The organism is Variovorax sp. Soil_C_39 (genome assembly GCF_057656815.1).
This window is the reverse complement of record NZ_JBDGJQ010000011.1, coordinates 106,044-121,279: the sequence shown is the minus strand read 5'-3', so window position 1 is coordinate 121,279 and position 15,236 is coordinate 106,044. Positions and strand designations below refer to the sequence as shown.

Sequence of the window (15,236 nt, the reverse complement as noted above, 5' to 3'; positions counted from 1 at the left end):
AAAGATGGGGCTTGGGCCACGACTTTATCTGCGCCGGTGATTTGCGCCGGATCTGCATCTGTTTTTTCACGCCGGCTTGGTGCACAGTCGATGCATGTCCTATTTCATGCGCGCGGCAAGCGCGGCTCTCGTGCTGCTGCTCGGGCATGGCAGCGCTGGCGCAGCACCCCTCGAAAGCCCCCCTCTCAACGACATGGAACGCCGCGTGGCCGCCTGCATCGCCTGCCACGGCCGCGTCGGCGCCACGAGCAACGCCGGCTACTTTCCGCGCCTGGCGGGCAAGCCCGCGGGCTACCTGTTCAACCAGCTGCGCAGCTTCCGCGACGGCCGGCGCTTCAATGCCGACATGCGCTACATGGTGCAGCACCTCACCGACGACTACCTGATGGAAATGGCGACCTACTTCGCCAACCTCGACCTGCCCTATCCGCCGGTGCCTCCGACGAGCGACGCCACGCCCGCACAGCTCGAACGCGGCCGGCAGCTGGCGCTCGAGGGCGATGCGGCGCGCCGCATCCCGGCTTGCGTGCAATGCCACGGCGCGGCGCTCACGGGCGTGCAGCCGGCCATCCCGGGCCTGCTCGGCCTGCCGCGGCTCTATGTGTCGTCGCAGCTCGGCGCCTGGCTCACGAGCGATCGGCATGCGCTCGCGCCCGACTGCATGGCAGAGATCGGCCGGCGCATGACGACGGCTGACGTCAATGCCGTCGCAAGCTGGCTCGCGGTGCAGCCCATGCCAGCCGATCCGAAGCCCGCCGCCGCGCTGCCCGCCCCGCTGCCGATGGCCTGCGGCGGTGCCGAAGCGAGGCACCCATGAAGTGGCGCCACCTGGGATGGGCGCTGCTGGTGCTGGCCTTGCTGGCCGGCGCTGCGGCCGGCGGCATCGTGGCGCTGAACCTGCGCGGCGAAGACCCGCTGCCGGCGCAGGCCGAAGAGAATTTCCAGGCGACACCGCAACGCGTGGAGCGCGGGCGCTACCTGACGCTGGCAGGCAACTGCGCCGGCTGCCACACGACGGCCGGCGGCCAGGCCTATGCGGGCGGGCTGGCGATCGAGACGCCGTTCGGCGCGATCTATTCGAGCAACCTCACGCCCGACGCCGAAGCCGGCATCGGCGGCTGGAGCAGCGCGCATTTCTGGCGCGCGATGCACAACGGCCGCAGCAAGGACGGCCGGCTGCTGTATCCCGCGTTTCCGTACCCGAACTTCACGCAGGTCACGCGCGAGGACTCGGATGCGATCTACGCCTACCTGCAGAGCCTGCCGCCCGCCGCGGTGCCGAACCGGCCCCACAGGCTGCGCTTTCCGTACGACACGCAGGCGGCGCTGGCGGTGTGGCGGGCGCTCTCGTTCAAGCCCGAGACCTTCGTGCCCGATGCGGGCAAGCCCGCCGAGTGGAACCGCGGTGCCTACCTGGTGGGCGGCCTGGGCCACTGCATCGCCTGCCACGGCCCGCGCGATTCGCTCGGCGCCACGCAGACGGCGCTGGGGCTGTCGGGCGGGCTGATCGCGGGCGAAGGCTGGTATGCGCCGTCGCTCACCGATCCGCACGAAGCCGGCGTTACCGACTGGCCGGCGGCCGACGTGGTCGCGCTGCTCAAGACCGGCGTGGCGCCGCGCGGCTCGGTGATGGGACCGATGGCCGAGGTGGTGTTCCGCAGCACGCAGCACCTGAACGATGCCGACCTGGCCGCGATGGCCAGCTACCTCAAGGACCTGCCCGGCGCGCCGGCACAGCCCGCCACCGCGCCCGCCGCAACCGCCTCCGTGCGCCGCGACGCCACGACGATGGCGCGCGGCGAGCGCATCTACGACCAGCGCTGCGCGTATTGCCACGGCGACCAGGGCCAGGGTTCGCCGGGCGCGTTTCCGGCGCTCGCAGGCAACCGCGCGGTGAACATGGCACAGCCGACGAACCTGATCCAGGTGATCGCCCATGGCGGCTACCTGCCGGCCACGACGGGCAATCCGCGCCCCTACGGCATGCCGCCGTTCGGGCAGGAACTCGATGCATCGGACGTGGCGGCGGTGCTGACCTTCATCCGCGGATCGTGGGGCAACGACAGCGCCCCAGTGACCCAGCTCGACACGATGCGACGCTGAGCGCAGCTCTTTGTTGGCTTCAGGCCACCGCCGGCTCGCGCGGTGCGCCGGCCTTCACCGGCACCGGCATGTGCTGTGCCCAGTCGATGATCTCGAGCGTGCCGTCGGCATGCTCGGCCAGTGCGGTGAGGCTCTCGACCCAGTCGCCGTCATTGCAGTAGAGGATGCCGTCGATGTCACGCATCTCGGCATGGTGGATGTGGCCGCAGACCACGCCCTGCACGCCGCGCTTGCGGGCCTCGCGCGCGACGGCGCTTTCGAAGTCGCCGACGTAGCTCACGGCGCGCTTGACCTTGCCCTTGAGGTATTTCGACAGCGACCAGTACGGCAGCCCCATTCGCGCGCGCAGCGAATTGAGATAGCGGTTGAGCTTGAGCGTGAACTCGTAGAGCGAATCGCCCACGTGCGCGAGCCACTTGGCGCACTGGATCACGCCGTCGAACAGGTCGCCGTGGATGATCCAGAGCTTGCGGCCGTCGGCGGTCTCGTGGATCCACTCCTCGGCCACGTCGATGCCGCCGAAGTTGTGGTTCAGGTACTTGCGCGCGAACTCGTCATGGTTGCCCGGAATGAAGATGACGCGCGTGCCCTTGCGCGCCTTGCGCAGGAGCTTCTGGATCACGTCGTTGTGTGCCTGCGGCCAGTACCAGTTCCGCTTGAGCTGCCAGCCGTCGATGATGTCGCCGACCAGGAACAGCGTCTCGCACTCGGTGTGCTTCAGGAAGTCGAGCAGCGCCCGGGCCTGGCAGCCGGGCGTGCCCAGGTGCAGGTCGGAGATCCAGAGCGTGCGATAGCGCAGCGGCGCCCGCGCGGGATCGTCGTCCTCCGGCTCGGGGCCCAGGGTCGCGGTGTCGCGCCATGCGCGAAGGAAAGCGTCGTCGCGTTGCATGGACGGGTAGGCTCCCACCGCGGCGTGACCGCGCGATGGCGCTGGCGTGACGTTTTGGTGACGTGTGTGCTGGCGGCAACGCCGCCGCGCTCAGCTAGCTTTTGCAGCGCTGGATCTCGACGGTGGAGTGACGGATTTCCTCGTGCATCGAGAAGCAGGCCCGCACCTCGTCGGCCGAGAGCGTGGGCGAGTGCGTCACCACGGTGAGCGCGCAGGCATAGGCCTCGCGGCCGACGCGCCAGACGTGCAGGTCGGCCACGCGGGTGTGCGAATCGGCCAGCATCGTCTCCACGCCGTCGCGGATCTCCGCGGTGACCGGATGGTCCATCTCGCGGTCGAGCAGCACCTTGCCGGTCTCCTTCAGCAGGCCCCTGGCCCAGATGGACACCAGCACCGCGCCGACGATGCCCATCAGCGGGTCGAGCCAGGACCAGCCGAAGAACCATCCGCCGAGCAGCGCCGCGATCGCCAGCACCGAGGTGGCGGCATCGGCCACCACATGCAGGTAGGCGGAGCGCAGGTTCAGGTCGTGGCCATGTTCATGGCCGTGATCGTGGCCGTGCGCATGGTCGTGGCCATGCCCGTGGTGGTGCGCCGCCCCGAGCAGCCGCGCGCAGACCAGGTTGACCACCAGCCCGAGCACCGCCACCGCCACGGCTTCGCGGTAGTGGATGACCGAAGGCGACAGCAGGCGCTCGATCGAGCCCACGACCATCAGCGCGGCCACGCCCAGCAGCATCAGCGCGCTCGCGAAGCCGCCGAGCACCTCGATCTTCCAGGTGCCGAACGCAAAGCGCGGGTCGCGGGCGTAGCGCCGCGCGGCCGCATAGGCGAACGCGCTGAGCCCGATCGCCAGCGCATGCGAGCTCATGTGCCAGCCGTCGGCCAGCAGCGCCATGGAGTTGAACCACCAGCCCGCGCCGATCTCGACCACCATGGCCGCGAAGGTGATCCACATCACGAGCCGCGTACTGCGCTCGGCCGATTCGTTGCCGGCGCCGAAATGGTGATCGTGCTGCCAGGCGCTCAGGTCATGGGTATGCATGGGGAAATCTCAGATGCCAAACAGGTCTTGCCCTTCGGCGCGGCTCGAGGGCGGGGTCACGCCGAGATGGCGGTAGGCCGCCAGCGTGGCGATGCGCCCGCGCGGCGTGCGCTGCAGGTAGCCCTGCTGGATCAGGTAGGGCTCGATCACGTCCTCGATGGTGTCGCGCTCCTCGCCGATGCTGGCCGCCACGTTGTCCAGCCCCACCGGGCCGCCGTCGAAGCGATGGATGACGGCCTCGAGCAGCTTGCGGTCCATCAGGTCGAAGCCCTGCGGATCGACGTCGAGCATGGCGAGCGCCTTGTGGGCGATGTCTTCGGTGATGCGGCCGTCGCCCTTCACCTCGGCATAGTCGCGCACGCGCCGCAGCAGGCGGTTGGCGATCCGCGGCGTGCCGCGCGAGCGGCGTGCGATCTCGAAGCCGCCCGTTTCGTCGGTCTCGACCTTGAGCAGGCTGGCGCTGCGGCGCACGATGCGCGCGAGTTCCTCGGGCGTGTAGAACTCCAGCCGCGCAACGATGCCGAAGCGGTCGCGCAGCGGGTTGGTGAGCATGCCGGCGCGCGTGGTGGCGCCCACCAGCGTGAAGGGCTGCAGGTCGAGCTTGATGCTGCGCGCCGCGGGGCCCTCGCCGATCATGATGTCGATCTGGTAGTCCTCCAGCGCGGGATAGAGGATTTCCTCGACCACGGGGCTCAGGCGGTGGATCTCGTCGATGAAGAGCACGTCGTTGGGCTCGAGGTTGGTCAAGAGGGCCGCAAGGTCCTTGGGCTTCTCGAGCACCGGGCCGGAGGTCTGGCGCAGGTTCACGCCGAGTTCGGCCGCGATGATGTGCGACAGCGTGGTCTTGCCGAGGCCGGGCGGGCCGAACAGCAGCACGTGGTCGAGCGCTTCCTTGCGCTTGCGCGCCGCGCCGATGAAGATTTCGAGCTGCTCGCGCACCTTGGCCTGGCCGACGTATTCGTCCAGCAGCTTCGGGCGCAGCGCGCGCTCGATGGCCTCTTCCTGCGGCGAAGCCGGGGCGGCGGACACCACGCGAGGCGGGGCGGGGGCGAAATCGTCGGTCTGGATGGTCATTGAATAGAGGTCTGCGAAGTCAAGTTTAGTGCCTGCCACACTGGCAGAATGCTCCGGCCACATCACAAGCGAGGAGAAGCCTGCACGTGTCGATCTACGAACTGAAGCCGCGCTTCCAGGCGCTGCTGCGGCCGCTGGTGGTACGGCTGCACGCGCTGGGCGTGACCGCCAACCAGGTCACGCTTGCGGCATGCGCGGTGTCGGTCGTGCTCGGGCTCTGGCTTTTCTTCGCGGCGCCCTCGCTCGCGGCCTTCGGGCTGGTGCCGGCCTGGATGGCCGTGCGCATGGCCTTCAATGCCGTCGACGGCATGCTGGCACGCGAGCACGGACAGCAAAGCCGGCTCGGCGCCTTCCTCAACGAACTGACCGACGTGGTCTCCGACGCCGCGCTGTACCTGCCGTTCGCGCTGGTGGTGCCGTTCAGCCCGTTCTGGGTCGGCACGGTGATCGTGCTGGCCGGGCTCAGCGAATTCGCCGGCGCGCTCGGTCCCACCGTGGGCGCCTCGCGCCGCTACGACGGCCCGCTCGGCAAGAGCGACCGCGCCTTCGTGTTCGGCGCGCTCGGGCTCTACGTCGCTCTCGGCGGGCCGCTGCCGGGCTGGACGGCCTGGCTCATGCCGGTGCTGGCGCTGCTGGTGGCCTGGACCGTGGCCAACCGCGTGCGGCGCGCCCTGGCCGAGGCCGAAACGGCCCCGTCCCCCCAAACAACAAGGAATCAATGACCGAACCCCTCCACGACACGACGCCTTTCGCCGTGACGCACCGGCCACTGGCCGAGCACCAGTTCCGCACACACGACGGCGAGACGCTGTTCTACCGGCACTGGCCCGCCACGGGCGGCGGTGCGCGGCGCGGCGCGATCGTGCTGTTCCACCGCGGCCACGAGCACGGCGCGCGCATGGCGCACCTGGTCGACGAGCTCGACCTGCCCGATTTCGACTTCTTCGCCTGGGACGCGCGCGGCCACGGCCGCTCGCCCGGCCAGCGCGGCTACAGCCCGAGCTTCGCCACCTCGGTGCGCGACGTGCAGACCTTCGTCCAGCACATCGGACGGTCGCACGGCGTGGCCGAGGCCGACATCCATGTGGTGGCGCAGAGCGTGGGCGCGGTGCTCGTCGCCACCTGGGCCCACGACTACGCGCCCAGGGTGCGCGGGCTCACGCTGGCCTCGCCGGCCTTCAAGGTCAAGCTCTACGCGCCGTTCGCGCGGCCCGGGCTGGCGCTGATGCACAAGCTGCGCGGGCTGTTCTTCGTCAACAGCTACGTGAAGGCGAAGTTCCTCACGCACGACCCGGAGCGCATCGCGAGCTACGAGAACGATCCGCTCATCTCGCGGCCGATCGCCGTCAACATCCTGCTCGGGCTGTACGAGGCGGCCGACCGCGTGGTGGCCGACGCGCAGGCGATCACGCAGCCGGTGCAGCTGCTGATCTCGGGCGCCGACTGGGTGGTGCACCACCAACCGCAGCACCGCTTCTTCGAGAAGCTCGGCAGCGCGGTCAAGACCAAGCTGGAGCTGCCCGGCTTCTTTCACGACACGCTGGGCGAGCGCGACCGCGCGCCGGCGGTGCAGGCGATCCGCGCGTTCGTGCTGCAGCTGTTCGACGAGGCGCCGGCGCCGGTCGACCTGCGCGCCGCGCACCTCGCCGGCCCGACCGCCGACGAGTCGCGCGCGCTCGCCGAGCCGCTGCCGCCGCTCTCGCCGCGCGGGCTGTACTGGTCGCTCACGCGCGCGGGACTGCGCTTTGGCGGCAAGGTGTCCGATGGCGTGCGGCTCGGTCACGACACCGGCTTCGACTCGGGCAGCACGCTCGACTACGTCTACCGCAACCAGGCGCGCGGCAAGGGCGCGCTGGGCCGCACGATCGACCGCAACTACCTCGACGCCATCGGCTGGCGCGGCATCCGCCAGCGCAAGGTCCACGTCGAGGAGCTGCTGCGCATCGCGATGGAGCGGCTGGCCGAGATGCACCGCGAGGTGCGCCTGATGGACATCGCCGCGGGCCACGGCCGCTACGTGCTCGACGCGGTGTTGGCGAGCCCGATCAAGGCCGCGTCGGTCCTGCTGCGCGACTACAGCGAAATCAACGTACGCGACGGCCGCGCGCTGATCGCCGAGAAGGGGCTGGAGGACGTAGCGCAGTTCGTGCAGGCCGACGCCTTCGACCGCCTGAGCCTCGCGAGCGTGGTGCCGCGGCCGACGCTGGCGGTGGTGTCGGGCCTGTACGAGCTCTTTCCCGACAACGAGATGGTGCAGCGCTCGCTCGCGGGCGTGGGCGATGCGGTGGAAGACGGCGGCTACCTCGTCTACACCGGACAACCCTGGCATCCGCAGCTCGAGATGATCGCGCGCGCGCTCACGAGCCACCGCCAGGGTGAGGCTTGGGTAATGCGCCGCCGCACGCAGGCCGAGATGGACCAGCTGGTGGAAGAAGCGGGCTTCCGCAAGATCGACCAGCGCGTGGACGAGTGGGGCATCTTCACCGTCTCGCTCGCGGTGCGCACCGGCCACTGAACCCGCCATGCGCGCCTGGTTCGCCGCAAGACCGTGGAAGCGGGCCGCCGCATGGCTTGCGGTGCTCGGTCCGCTGTTCTACCTGACCTACGGCCTCGCGAACTGGTGGGCCACCACGCGCGCCCAGGTGCCGTCGATGGTCTTCGACTGGGAGCGGCAGGTGCCGTTCTGGCCCTGGACGATCTTTCCGTACTGGACCATCAACGTTTTCTACGCGCTCTCGCTGTTTCTCGCGCGCGACCGCCACACGCTCGACCGCCATGGCGCCCGGCTCCTCACGGCCACGCTCGTGGCCTGCAGCTGCTTCGTGCTCTGGCCGCTGCACTTCAGCTTCGGGCAGCCCGCGGTAGCGGGCGCACCGGCCTTCCTGTTCGAGGCGCTGCGCGGCTTCGACCAGCCCTACAACCAGGCGCCGTCGCTGCACATTGCGCTGGCGGTGATCCTCTGGGACTGGTACCGCCAGTTCGTGCGCGCGACGTGGGCGCGGTGGGTGCTGCATCTTTGGGCCTTCGCGATCTGTGCCTCGGTGCTGACCACCTGGCAGCACCACTTCATCGACATTCCGACGGGCGCGCTGCTCGGCCTGTTCTGCATCTGGCTGTGGCCACTTTCGCGCACGGTGTCGATGCCGCGCGCCTGGCGCCTCGCACGCGATCCGCAGCGCTGGAAGCTCGCGGGCTTCTATGCCGCGGGCGCACTGGCGTGCCTGGTGCTGGCACTGTGGCTCGGCGGCTTCGGGCTGTGGCTGGCGTGGCCGGCTGCTTCGCTCGCGCTGGTGGCGCTCAACTACGCCGGTTTCGGTGCGCGCGGGTTCCAGATCGACGGCCGTGGGCGCATGGGCTGGGCCGCACGCTGGCTGTTCGCGCCCTACCGGCTCGGCGCGGCCGTCAACGCCTGGCTCTGGACGCGCAGGCTGCCCGCCGCGGCGGAGGTGGTGCCGGGACTCTGGCTGGGCCGCGTGCCATCGCCGGACGAATGGGAAGCCGCCGGCCGCCCGCGGCTCGTGAGCCTGTGCGCCGAGCTGCAACTGCCACCGGCGCTGCCGCATGCGCGCTGCGTGCCGATGCTCGACCTCGTCGCGCCGCCCACGGCGCGGCTGCGGCGTGCGGCGGCCGTCATCGAGGGGCAGCGGCGTGCGGAACCGGGCGCACCGGTGTGGGTCTGCTGCGCCCTCGGCTTTTCGCGCAGCGCGGCCGCGGTGATCGCCTGGCTCGGCGGCCATGGCGACGCGGGCGGCATGGCGCAAGCCGAGGCCGCGGTGCGCCGCGCGCGGCCCCAGATCGTGCTGCGGCCGGCCTGGTTCGTGGCGCTCGCGCCGCTCGACGCGGCGCCCGTCACCCTCACCGCCCCGGGCGCACCGCCCCATGAATGACGCCGACCGCGCCACCTGCAGCGCGCTCGCGGGCCTGCTGCGTGCGGGCGGCGTGCTCGCGGCATGGGGTATTGCACTGACCGCGATCTCGGCCCTGGTGCTCGCGCTCACGCTGCGCTCGCTGCCGGCCACGCCGGGCTTGGCCTTCGGGGCCGTGGCGATCCTCGGCGCGCTCGAGCGTTATTTCGCGTTCCGGCTGCGGCTCGACCGTGCGCTGTTCGACGACCTCGCGCGCGGCGCCATCGCATCGCTCGACGCGCTCGACCAGGCCCTTGAGCGGCTTGGCCTGCGCACCGCCACCGCGACCACCACCGCGCGGCCGCTGGCCGACCGTCTGCAAGGCACCCGCCAGTTGTTGCAGCGCCACGCCATCGTGGTGGCCTGCCAGAGCGCGCTGTTCCTGCTCGCCCTCCTGACACAGGACTTCACTTGAACGACGACGCAATCCCCTCCCCTTCTTCCTCCGCGGGCGGCATCGTGCGCCGCGCGCTCGCGCTGGTGGCCGGCAAGCTGATCATCGGCGCGGCGGGCCTCTTGACCGGCGTGCGCGCGATCTGGTCGGGCACGAGTCCCAGGGCCGAGCAGACGCTCTACTTCGCCAACCACACGAGCCACGGCGACTTCGTGCTGCTGTGGGCGACGCTGCCGCCGGACCTGCGCGCGCTCACGCGGCCGGTGGCGGGCCTCGACTACTGGATGGCCTCGAAGCTGCGGCAGTTCATCGGCCGCGACGTGTTCAACGCGCTGATGATCCGGCGCGACGGCACGGGCCAGGGCGAGAACCCGGTCGAGCAGATGAAGGCCGCACTCGATGCCGGCGATTCGCTCATCATGTTTCCCGAGGGCACGCGCAACACCGGCGACGAAATCCTGCTGCCGCTCAAGAGCGGCCTCTACCACCTGGCGCGCGCCTGTCCCGATGTGCGGCTCGTGCCGGTCTGGATCGAGAACCTGAAGCGCGTGTTGCCCAAGGGCACGCTGGTGCCGATCCCGCTGGCCTGCACCGTGCGCTACGGCGCACCCCTCGTGCTGGGCGAGGACGAGGACAAGGCGAGCTTTCTCACGCGCGCCCGCGCCGCGATGCTCGACCTGCGGCCCGAATACGACCGGGCCGAGAACAGCACAACCGAAAACGCCACCGGGAGCGCCGCATGATCGACCTTCCGCCTTTTGCGCAGACCACGATGCAGCTCTTCGGCGGCGTGCTCGGCGTGCTGCTGCTCGCCTCGGCCATCGGCGCCGCGCTGAAATGGCGCGTGGCGCACGGCCAGCCCCATTCGGTGATCGACAACCTCAATGCACGCGTCAACGCCTGGTGGGTGATGGTCGCGGCGATCGGGCTGGCGTTCGCCTTCGGCAAGGGCGGCGTGATCGTGCTGTTCTACCTGATCTCGTTCTATGCGCTGCGCGAGTTCATCAGCCTTGCCTACACGCGCCGCGGCGACCACCATGCGATCGCGGCGGCGTTCTACATCGGCCTGCCGGTGCAGTATTTCCTGGTGTGGATCGAGTGGTACGGCCTCTATTCGATCTTCATTCCGGTGTATGCCTTCCTGGTGCTGCCGATCCTCGCGGCGGTGGGCGGCGACACGCAGCGCTTTCTCGAACGCACCTCGAAAATCCAGTGGGGCCTGATGGTGTGCGTGTTCTGCATCAGCCACGTGCCCGCGCTGCTCACGCTGCAGATTCCGGGCTTCGAGGGCCGCAACCTGCTCTTGATCGCCTTCCTCGTGATCGTGGTGCAGGGCAGCGACGTGCTGCAGTACGTGTGGGGCAAGCTCTTCGGCAAGCGCAAGGTCGCGCCCGAGTTGTCGCCGTCCAAGACCTGGGAGGGCCTGGTCGGCGGCGTCGCGAGCGCCACCGCGCTCGGCGCCGCGCTCTCGTGGGCCACGCCATTCAACCCGTGGCAGGCGGCGCTGATCTCGCTGACCGTCTGCCTCATGGGCTTCTTTGGCGGCCTGGTCATGTCGGCCATCAAGCGCGACCGCGGCGTGAAGGACTGGGGATCGATGATCGAGGGCCATGGCGGCATGCTCGACCGGCTCGATTCGGTGATCTTCGCGGCGCCGGTGTACTTTCATGCGCTGCGCTACTGGTGGGTGCCTTGAAGGCTTCAAAGCCTATTTGGCAAGCGCCTTCAGCGCAAGCTTGATGCCTTCGCTCACGCTCGCGTCCTTGGGCAGCGCCTTGAGCGCCAGCGCCGCCTCCTTGTCGCTGTAGCCGAGCGCGATCAGCGCCTGCAGGATGTCGGCCTGCGCATCGCTCGCCGCGTGGGCCGGCAGGCCGATGTCGGCGCCGAGCTTGCCCTTGAGCTCGAGCAGCAGCCGCTCGGCGGTCTTCTTGCCGATGCCCGGGATCTTCACGAGCCGGCCGAGCTCCTGCGTGGTGATGGCCTGCGACAGCTCGCCCACGCTCATGCCGGAGAGCACGCCGAGCGCGGTGCGCGGGCCCACGCCCGTGATCTTGATGAGTTGCCGAAACGCCGCACGCTCCTCGGCGCTGCCGAAACCGTAGAGAATCTGCGCGTCCTCGCGCACCACGAAATGCGTGAGCAGCGACACCTTCGTGCCGACGTTCGGCAGGTTGTAGAACGTGCTCATCGGCACGTCGACCTCGTAGCCGACGCCGTTGCAGTCCACGACCACCTGGGGCGGATTACGCTCCGCCAGGATGCCGGTGAGTTTGCCTATCATGGGAGCCCTTTTTCCTTGAAATGTCCGGCGTGATTCTGCGACACACCTTCTCCCCGCCCAACAACACGCGCCTCGGCCACCTCTGCGGCCCGCTCGACGCGCACCTGCGCCGCATCGAGGAAGCCTTGGGCGTGAAGATCGCGCACCGCCACGAGCAGTTCAAGATCGACGGCCCCAAGGCGGCCGCGCAGCGTGCGATGGACGTGCTGCAGGCGCTCTACGAGATCGCCCAGCGCCCGATCGACCCCGCCGTGGTGCAGCTCACGCTGGCCGGCGACGGCTCGATGACGGGTGGCGACGAAGACGCGGCGATGCTCGTGACCCGGCGTACCGACCTGCGCGCACGCACGCCCACGCAGGCGCTGTACCTCGACAACATCGCCAAGCACGACATCACCTTCGGCATCGGTCCGGCCGGCACCGGCAAGACCTACCTCGCGGTGGCCTGCGCAGTCGATGCGCTGGAGCGCGCCGCGGTACAGCGCATCGTGCTCACGCGCCCGGCGGTGGAGGCCGGCGAGCGGCTCGGCTTCCTGCCCGGCGACCTGACGCAGAAGGTCGATCCCTACCTGCGCCCGCTGTACGACGCGCTCTACGACCTGATGGGCTTCGAGAAGGTGCAGAAGGCCTTCGAGCGCAACGCGCTCGAGATCGCGCCGCTGGCCTTCATGCGCGGGCGCACGCTCAACAACGCCTTCGTGATCCTCGACGAGGCGCAGAACACCACGCCCGAGCAGATGAAGATGTTCCTGACCCGCATCGGCTTCGGCGCCAAGGCCGTGGTCACGGGCGACGTGAGCCAGATCGACCTGCCCAAGCAACAGCTGAGCGGCCTGATCGACGCCGAGCGCGTGCTCAAGCGCGTCAACGGCATCGCGATCACGCATTTCACGAGCGTCGACGTGGTACGGCATCCGCTGGTGGCCAAGATCGTCGACGCCTACGACGGCCAGCGCAAGCGCGCGGGCGGCTGACATGGCGCTTCCCGCACTGTCGCTGTCACTGCAGTTCGGCCGCTTCCAGGGTGTCGAACGGCACCGCGCCGCATTGCCGCGCCATGCGGTGACACGCTGGATCCGACACGCGCTCGAGACCGACGGCGAGATCACGGTCCGCGTCGTCGATGCCGACGAGGGCCAGCGCCTGAACCGCGAGTTTCGCGGCAAGGACTACGCCACCAACGTGCTGACCTTCGACTACACCCAGCGCCCCCTGGTGATGGCCGATCTGGTGCTGTGCGCGCCGGTGGTCGCCGCCGAGGCGAAGGCCGAACGCAAGACGCTCGCCGCGCACTATGCGCACCTGCTCGTGCACGGCACGCTGCATGCGCAAGGCTGGGACCACGAGACCGGCGAGGCCGATGCCGAGGCCATGGAAGCACGCGAGATCGAGATCCTCGCGGGGCTGGGCATCCGCAATCCCTACCGCGGCGGGCGCTGAGCATGCTGCAGGGCACGCCCGACGACTGGCTGCCGCGCTGGCTGCCGCTGCTGCAGACGAGCGTGCAGGCCGCGGGCGGCGCGCCCGTGCTCGAACTCGGCTGCGGCACCGGGCGCGACACCGAGGTGCTGGCGGCGGCCGGACTGCCCGTGGTGGCGATCGAACTGCTGCCCACGCAGATCGACCAGGCGCGCGAACGCGTGCCGGCCGGCGCGGCTTTCCATCTGCAGGACCTGCGCGCGCCCTTCCCCGTAGGCGAACGCGCCCCGGGCGAGGTCGGTGCCGTGCTCGCAAGCCTGTCGCTGCACTATTTCAGCTGGCCCGAGACGCTCGCGCTCGCCGCGCGCATCCGCCAGGTACTCAGGCCGGGCGGGCTGCTGCTGTGTCGCCTGAATTCGGTGCAGGACGTGCACCATGGCGCCGGCGGCGACCATCCGCGCATCGACCCCGACGACCCGTATTTCCTGCGCGTCGACGGCTGGGACAAGCGCTTCTTCGATCGCGACGCCGTGGAACGGATGTTCGCCTCGGGATGGGAATGGATTGGGCTCGAGGAGCGCACCGTCATGCGCTACGAATTCCCCAAGGTGCTCTGGGAAGCGGCGCTGCGGCGCGCACCGGAACCCGCCTGACACCGGCCCGGCCGGCGCCTCAGTTCATCTGGATCGGGATCGTCACCGGTCCGTCGTTGACCAGGTGCACCTGCATGTCGGCGCCGAACTCGCCCGTGGCCACCACCGGATGCGCCGCGCGGGCCTGGGCCACGAAGTACGCATAGAGCCGCCGGCCCTCGTCGGGCGCCGCCGCCTGGGTGAAGCTGGGGCGGTTGCCGCCGCTCACGTCGGCCGCCAGCGTGAACTGGCTCACCACAAGCAGGCCGCCGCCGATGTCCTGGACGCTGCGGTTCATCTTGCCGGTCTCGTCGGAGAAGATGCGCAGTTTCAGCAGCTTGGCAAGCAGCCGGTCGGCCTGCGCCTCGCCGTCGCCGCGCTCGGCACACAGCAGCACGAGCAGGCCGGCATCGATCGCACCCACGACCTCGCCGCCGATTTCCACGCGTGCGCGCGCCACGCGCTGCACCACAACCTTCATGCGTTCTTCTCCTCGAGTCGGTTGGCGCGCGCCTCCATGCCGAGCGGCAGCAGCTGGATGGTCACGCGCAGGCCCGGCACGGCATCCATCAGCGCCTGCTCGAGCTGGTCGCGCATGGCCGCGGCATGCTGCAGCGTCCACTCGCCGGGCACATGCATGTGCAGGTCGGCAAAGCGGCGCTGACCTGCCTGGCGCGTCACCATGTCGTCGAAGCGCATGCGTGCGCCTTCGGGCTGGCGTGCGGCGAACCCGCCGATCGTGGCCTGCAGCGTGGCGATGGTGTCGGCGTCCAGCGCCTCGTCCATCAGCCCCTGCGACGATCGCCACACCAGCTTGACGCCTTCGCGCACGATGTTGAGCGCCACGCCGATCGCCAACAGCGGATCGAGCCAGAGCCAGCCGCTGAAATGCACCGCGACGAGGCCGATCAGCACCGCGGCGGAGGTCCACACGTCGGTCATCAGGTGCCGCGCATCGGCTTCGAGCGCAATCGACCGGTGCATGCGCGCTGCGCGGAACAGCACGAAGGCCAGCGCCGCGTTGAAGACCGAGCTGAGCACCGACAGCGCCAGGCCCCATCCCAATTGCTCGAGCGGCTGCGGTGAAAGCAGCCGCTCCACCGAGACCCAGAGGATCGCGGCCGCCGCGCCGACGATCAGGATGCCCTCGAATCCCGACGAGAAGTACTCGGCCTTGTGGTGGCCGTAGGGATGGTCTTCATCGGCCGGCCGAGCGGCGACCGTCACCATCGCCAGGGCGAACATCGCGCTGGCGAGATTGACGAACGACTCCATGGCGTCCGAGATCAGGCCCATCGAGTTCGTCAGGTACCCCGCCATCCCCTTCAGCAGGATCGTGGCCAGCGCCACGGCGATGGAAACACGCAGCAGGGTCGTCGGGGCGAGGTTCATGCGGAGGCGGGAGTGAGCGAAGCCACAAAAATCAACGAAATGCGGGAAAAGATCGCCAGCCGGCGTCGGATTATGGATGGATGGCACCGCGCCCTGGGGTGG

General features: G+C 69.7%; 17 protein-coding genes. 11 read left to right on the top strand and 6 right to left on the bottom strand.

All coding sequences use genetic code 11. From position 1 onward, the window contains the following. Positions 1-94: 94 nt before the first annotated feature. Together AC3A6J_RS23540 and AC3A6J_RS23535 are read left to right on the top strand one after the other, a co-directional pair. Positions 95-817 (top strand): c-type cytochrome, encoded by a 723-nt coding sequence (locus tag AC3A6J_RS23540; RefSeq protein ID WP_487862423.1) that lies wholly within the window; start codon positions 95-97, stop codon positions 815-817. Beyond that, the gene (locus AC3A6J_RS23535; RefSeq protein WP_487862422.1) at positions 814-2,103 is read left to right on the top strand and encodes a c-type cytochrome; all 1,290 of its coding nucleotides are present in this window, start codon (positions 814-816) and stop codon (positions 2,101-2,103) included. Before AC3A6J_RS23540 ends, AC3A6J_RS23535 begins: the two co-directional genes overlap by 4 nt. A 19-nt stretch (positions 2,104-2,122) precedes the next feature. Here the strand turns inward: AC3A6J_RS23535 and AC3A6J_RS23530 are convergent, their stop codons facing one another. The 3 genes from AC3A6J_RS23530 to ruvB all read right to left on the bottom strand — a co-directional run bounded on the left by AC3A6J_RS23530 (position 2,123) and on the right by ruvB (position 5,111). Further along, a complete protein-coding gene (locus AC3A6J_RS23530; RefSeq protein ID WP_487862421.1) occupies positions 2,123-2,992 on the bottom strand; it encodes a UDP-2,3-diacylglucosamine diphosphatase in 870 nt (289 codons plus the stop codon). A gap of 94 nt (positions 2,993-3,086) precedes the next feature. After that, positions 3,087-4,037, bottom strand: a complete 951-nt coding sequence (gene dmeF, locus AC3A6J_RS23525) for a CDF family Co(II)/Ni(II) efflux transporter DmeF (protein WP_487862420.1) — start codon at positions 4,035-4,037, stop codon at positions 3,087-3,089. 9 nt (positions 4,038-4,046) lie between these two features. After that, positions 4,047-5,111: a Holliday junction branch migration DNA helicase RuvB gene (gene ruvB / locus AC3A6J_RS23520; protein WP_487862419.1), complete on the bottom strand. Its 1,065-nt coding sequence runs from the start codon at positions 5,109-5,111 to the stop codon at positions 4,047-4,049. Between the two features lie 86 nt (positions 5,112-5,197). Here ruvB and AC3A6J_RS23515 point away from each other — a divergent pair, with 86 nt between their 5' ends. From AC3A6J_RS23515 to AC3A6J_RS23490, 6 genes are read left to right on the top strand one after another with little or no spacing between them, the layout of a single operon-like run. Next, positions 5,198-5,833: a CDP-alcohol phosphatidyltransferase family protein gene (locus AC3A6J_RS23515; RefSeq protein ID WP_487862418.1), complete on the top strand. Its 636-nt coding sequence runs from the start codon at positions 5,198-5,200 to the stop codon at positions 5,831-5,833. Continuing rightward, entirely contained in the window at positions 5,830-7,626 is a 1,797-nt protein-coding gene (locus AC3A6J_RS23510) for a bifunctional alpha/beta hydrolase/class I SAM-dependent methyltransferase (protein WP_487862417.1), read from the top strand. The genes AC3A6J_RS23515 and AC3A6J_RS23510 overlap by 4 nt, the downstream gene beginning before the upstream one ends. Positions 7,627-7,633: 7 nt before the next feature. Then, on the top strand, positions 7,634-8,998 hold the full coding sequence (locus AC3A6J_RS23505; RefSeq protein ID WP_487862416.1) for a phosphatase PAP2/dual specificity phosphatase family protein: 1,365 nt from the start codon (positions 7,634-7,636) through the stop codon (positions 8,996-8,998). After that, positions 8,991-9,431 (top strand): hypothetical protein, encoded by a 441-nt coding sequence (locus tag AC3A6J_RS23500; protein WP_487862415.1) that lies wholly within the window; start codon positions 8,991-8,993, stop codon positions 9,429-9,431. Before AC3A6J_RS23505 ends, AC3A6J_RS23500 begins: the two co-directional genes overlap by 8 nt. After that, positions 9,428-10,153 (top strand): lysophospholipid acyltransferase family protein, encoded by a 726-nt coding sequence (locus AC3A6J_RS23495; RefSeq protein ID WP_487862414.1) that lies wholly within the window; start codon positions 9,428-9,430, stop codon positions 10,151-10,153. The genes AC3A6J_RS23500 and AC3A6J_RS23495 overlap by 4 nt, the downstream gene beginning before the upstream one ends. Beyond that, entirely contained in the window at positions 10,150-11,106 is a 957-nt protein-coding gene (locus tag AC3A6J_RS23490) for a phosphatidate cytidylyltransferase (protein ID WP_487862413.1), read from the top strand. The genes AC3A6J_RS23495 and AC3A6J_RS23490 overlap by 4 nt, the downstream gene beginning before the upstream one ends. 12 nt (positions 11,107-11,118) lie before the next feature. Here the strand turns inward: AC3A6J_RS23490 and ruvA are convergent, their stop codons facing one another. Then, positions 11,119-11,691: a Holliday junction branch migration protein RuvA gene (ruvA, locus tag AC3A6J_RS23485; protein WP_487862412.1), complete on the bottom strand. Its 573-nt coding sequence runs from the start codon at positions 11,689-11,691 to the stop codon at positions 11,119-11,121. A 20-nt stretch (positions 11,692-11,711) separates the two neighbouring features. Between ruvA and AC3A6J_RS23480 the strand changes: the two genes are divergently transcribed. From AC3A6J_RS23480 to AC3A6J_RS23470, 3 genes are read left to right on the top strand one after another with little or no spacing between them, the layout of a single operon-like run. Further along, the gene (locus AC3A6J_RS23480) at positions 11,712-12,665 is read left to right on the top strand and encodes a PhoH family protein (protein WP_487862411.1); all 954 of its coding nucleotides are present in this window, start codon (positions 11,712-11,714) and stop codon (positions 12,663-12,665) included. A 1-nt stretch (position 12,666) separates the two neighbouring features. Next, positions 12,667-13,131: an rRNA maturation RNase YbeY gene (ybeY, locus tag AC3A6J_RS23475; protein ID WP_487862410.1), complete on the top strand. Its 465-nt coding sequence runs from the start codon at positions 12,667-12,669 to the stop codon at positions 13,129-13,131. A 2-nt stretch (positions 13,132-13,133) separates the two neighbouring features. Next, positions 13,134-13,763, top strand: coding sequence for a class I SAM-dependent methyltransferase (locus tag AC3A6J_RS23470; protein WP_487862409.1), 630 nt, complete (start codon positions 13,134-13,136; stop codon positions 13,761-13,763). Between the two features lie 19 nt (positions 13,764-13,782). Here AC3A6J_RS23470 and dtd read toward each other — a convergent pair whose 3' ends face one another. Further along, on the bottom strand, positions 13,783-14,223 hold the full coding sequence (gene dtd, locus AC3A6J_RS23465; RefSeq protein ID WP_487862408.1) for a D-aminoacyl-tRNA deacylase: 441 nt from the start codon (positions 14,221-14,223) through the stop codon (positions 13,783-13,785). Beyond that, positions 14,220-15,134: a cation diffusion facilitator family transporter gene (locus AC3A6J_RS23460; RefSeq protein ID WP_487862407.1), complete on the bottom strand. Its 915-nt coding sequence runs from the start codon at positions 15,132-15,134 to the stop codon at positions 14,220-14,222. Before AC3A6J_RS23460 ends, dtd begins: the two co-directional genes overlap by 4 nt. Positions 15,135-15,236: the final 102 nt, after the last annotated feature.

What these genes read in the sequence shown, in the direction of transcription:
- AC3A6J_RS23540 (WP_487862423.1), top strand. Translation starts at nt 95, where the DNA reads ATGTCCTATTTCATGCGCGCGGCAAGCGCGGCTCTCGTGCTGCTGCTC.
- AC3A6J_RS23535 (WP_487862422.1), top strand. Translation starts at nt 814, where the DNA reads ATGAAGTGGCGCCACCTGGGATGGGCGCTGCTGGTGCTGGCCTTGCTG.
- AC3A6J_RS23530 (WP_487862421.1), bottom strand. Translation starts at nt 2,992, where the DNA reads ATGCAACGCGACGACGCTTTCCTTCGCGCATGGCGCGACACCGCGACC.
- dmeF (WP_487862420.1), bottom strand. Translation starts at nt 4,037, where the DNA reads ATGCATACCCATGACCTGAGCGCCTGGCAGCACGATCACCATTTCGGC.
- ruvB (WP_487862419.1), bottom strand. Translation starts at nt 5,111, where the DNA reads ATGACCATCCAGACCGACGATTTCGCCCCCGCCCCGCCTCGCGTGGTG.
- AC3A6J_RS23510 (WP_487862417.1), top strand. Translation starts at nt 5,830, where the DNA reads ATGACCGAACCCCTCCACGACACGACGCCTTTCGCCGTGACGCACCGG.
- AC3A6J_RS23505 (WP_487862416.1), top strand. Translation starts at nt 7,634, where the DNA reads ATGCGCGCCTGGTTCGCCGCAAGACCGTGGAAGCGGGCCGCCGCATGG.
- AC3A6J_RS23500 (WP_487862415.1), top strand. Translation starts at nt 8,991, where the DNA reads ATGAATGACGCCGACCGCGCCACCTGCAGCGCGCTCGCGGGCCTGCTG.
- AC3A6J_RS23490 (WP_487862413.1), top strand. Translation starts at nt 10,150, where the DNA reads ATGATCGACCTTCCGCCTTTTGCGCAGACCACGATGCAGCTCTTCGGC.
- ruvA (WP_487862412.1), bottom strand. Translation starts at nt 11,691, where the DNA reads ATGATAGGCAAACTCACCGGCATCCTGGCGGAGCGTAATCCGCCCCAG.
- AC3A6J_RS23480 (WP_487862411.1), top strand. Translation starts at nt 11,712, where the DNA reads ATGTCCGGCGTGATTCTGCGACACACCTTCTCCCCGCCCAACAACACG.
- ybeY (WP_487862410.1), top strand. Translation starts at nt 12,667, where the DNA reads ATGGCGCTTCCCGCACTGTCGCTGTCACTGCAGTTCGGCCGCTTCCAG.
- AC3A6J_RS23470 (WP_487862409.1), top strand. Translation starts at nt 13,134, where the DNA reads ATGCTGCAGGGCACGCCCGACGACTGGCTGCCGCGCTGGCTGCCGCTG.
- dtd (WP_487862408.1), bottom strand. Translation starts at nt 14,223, where the DNA reads ATGAAGGTTGTGGTGCAGCGCGTGGCGCGCGCACGCGTGGAAATCGGC.
- AC3A6J_RS23460 (WP_487862407.1), bottom strand. Translation starts at nt 15,134, where the DNA reads ATGAACCTCGCCCCGACGACCCTGCTGCGTGTTTCCATCGCCGTGGCG.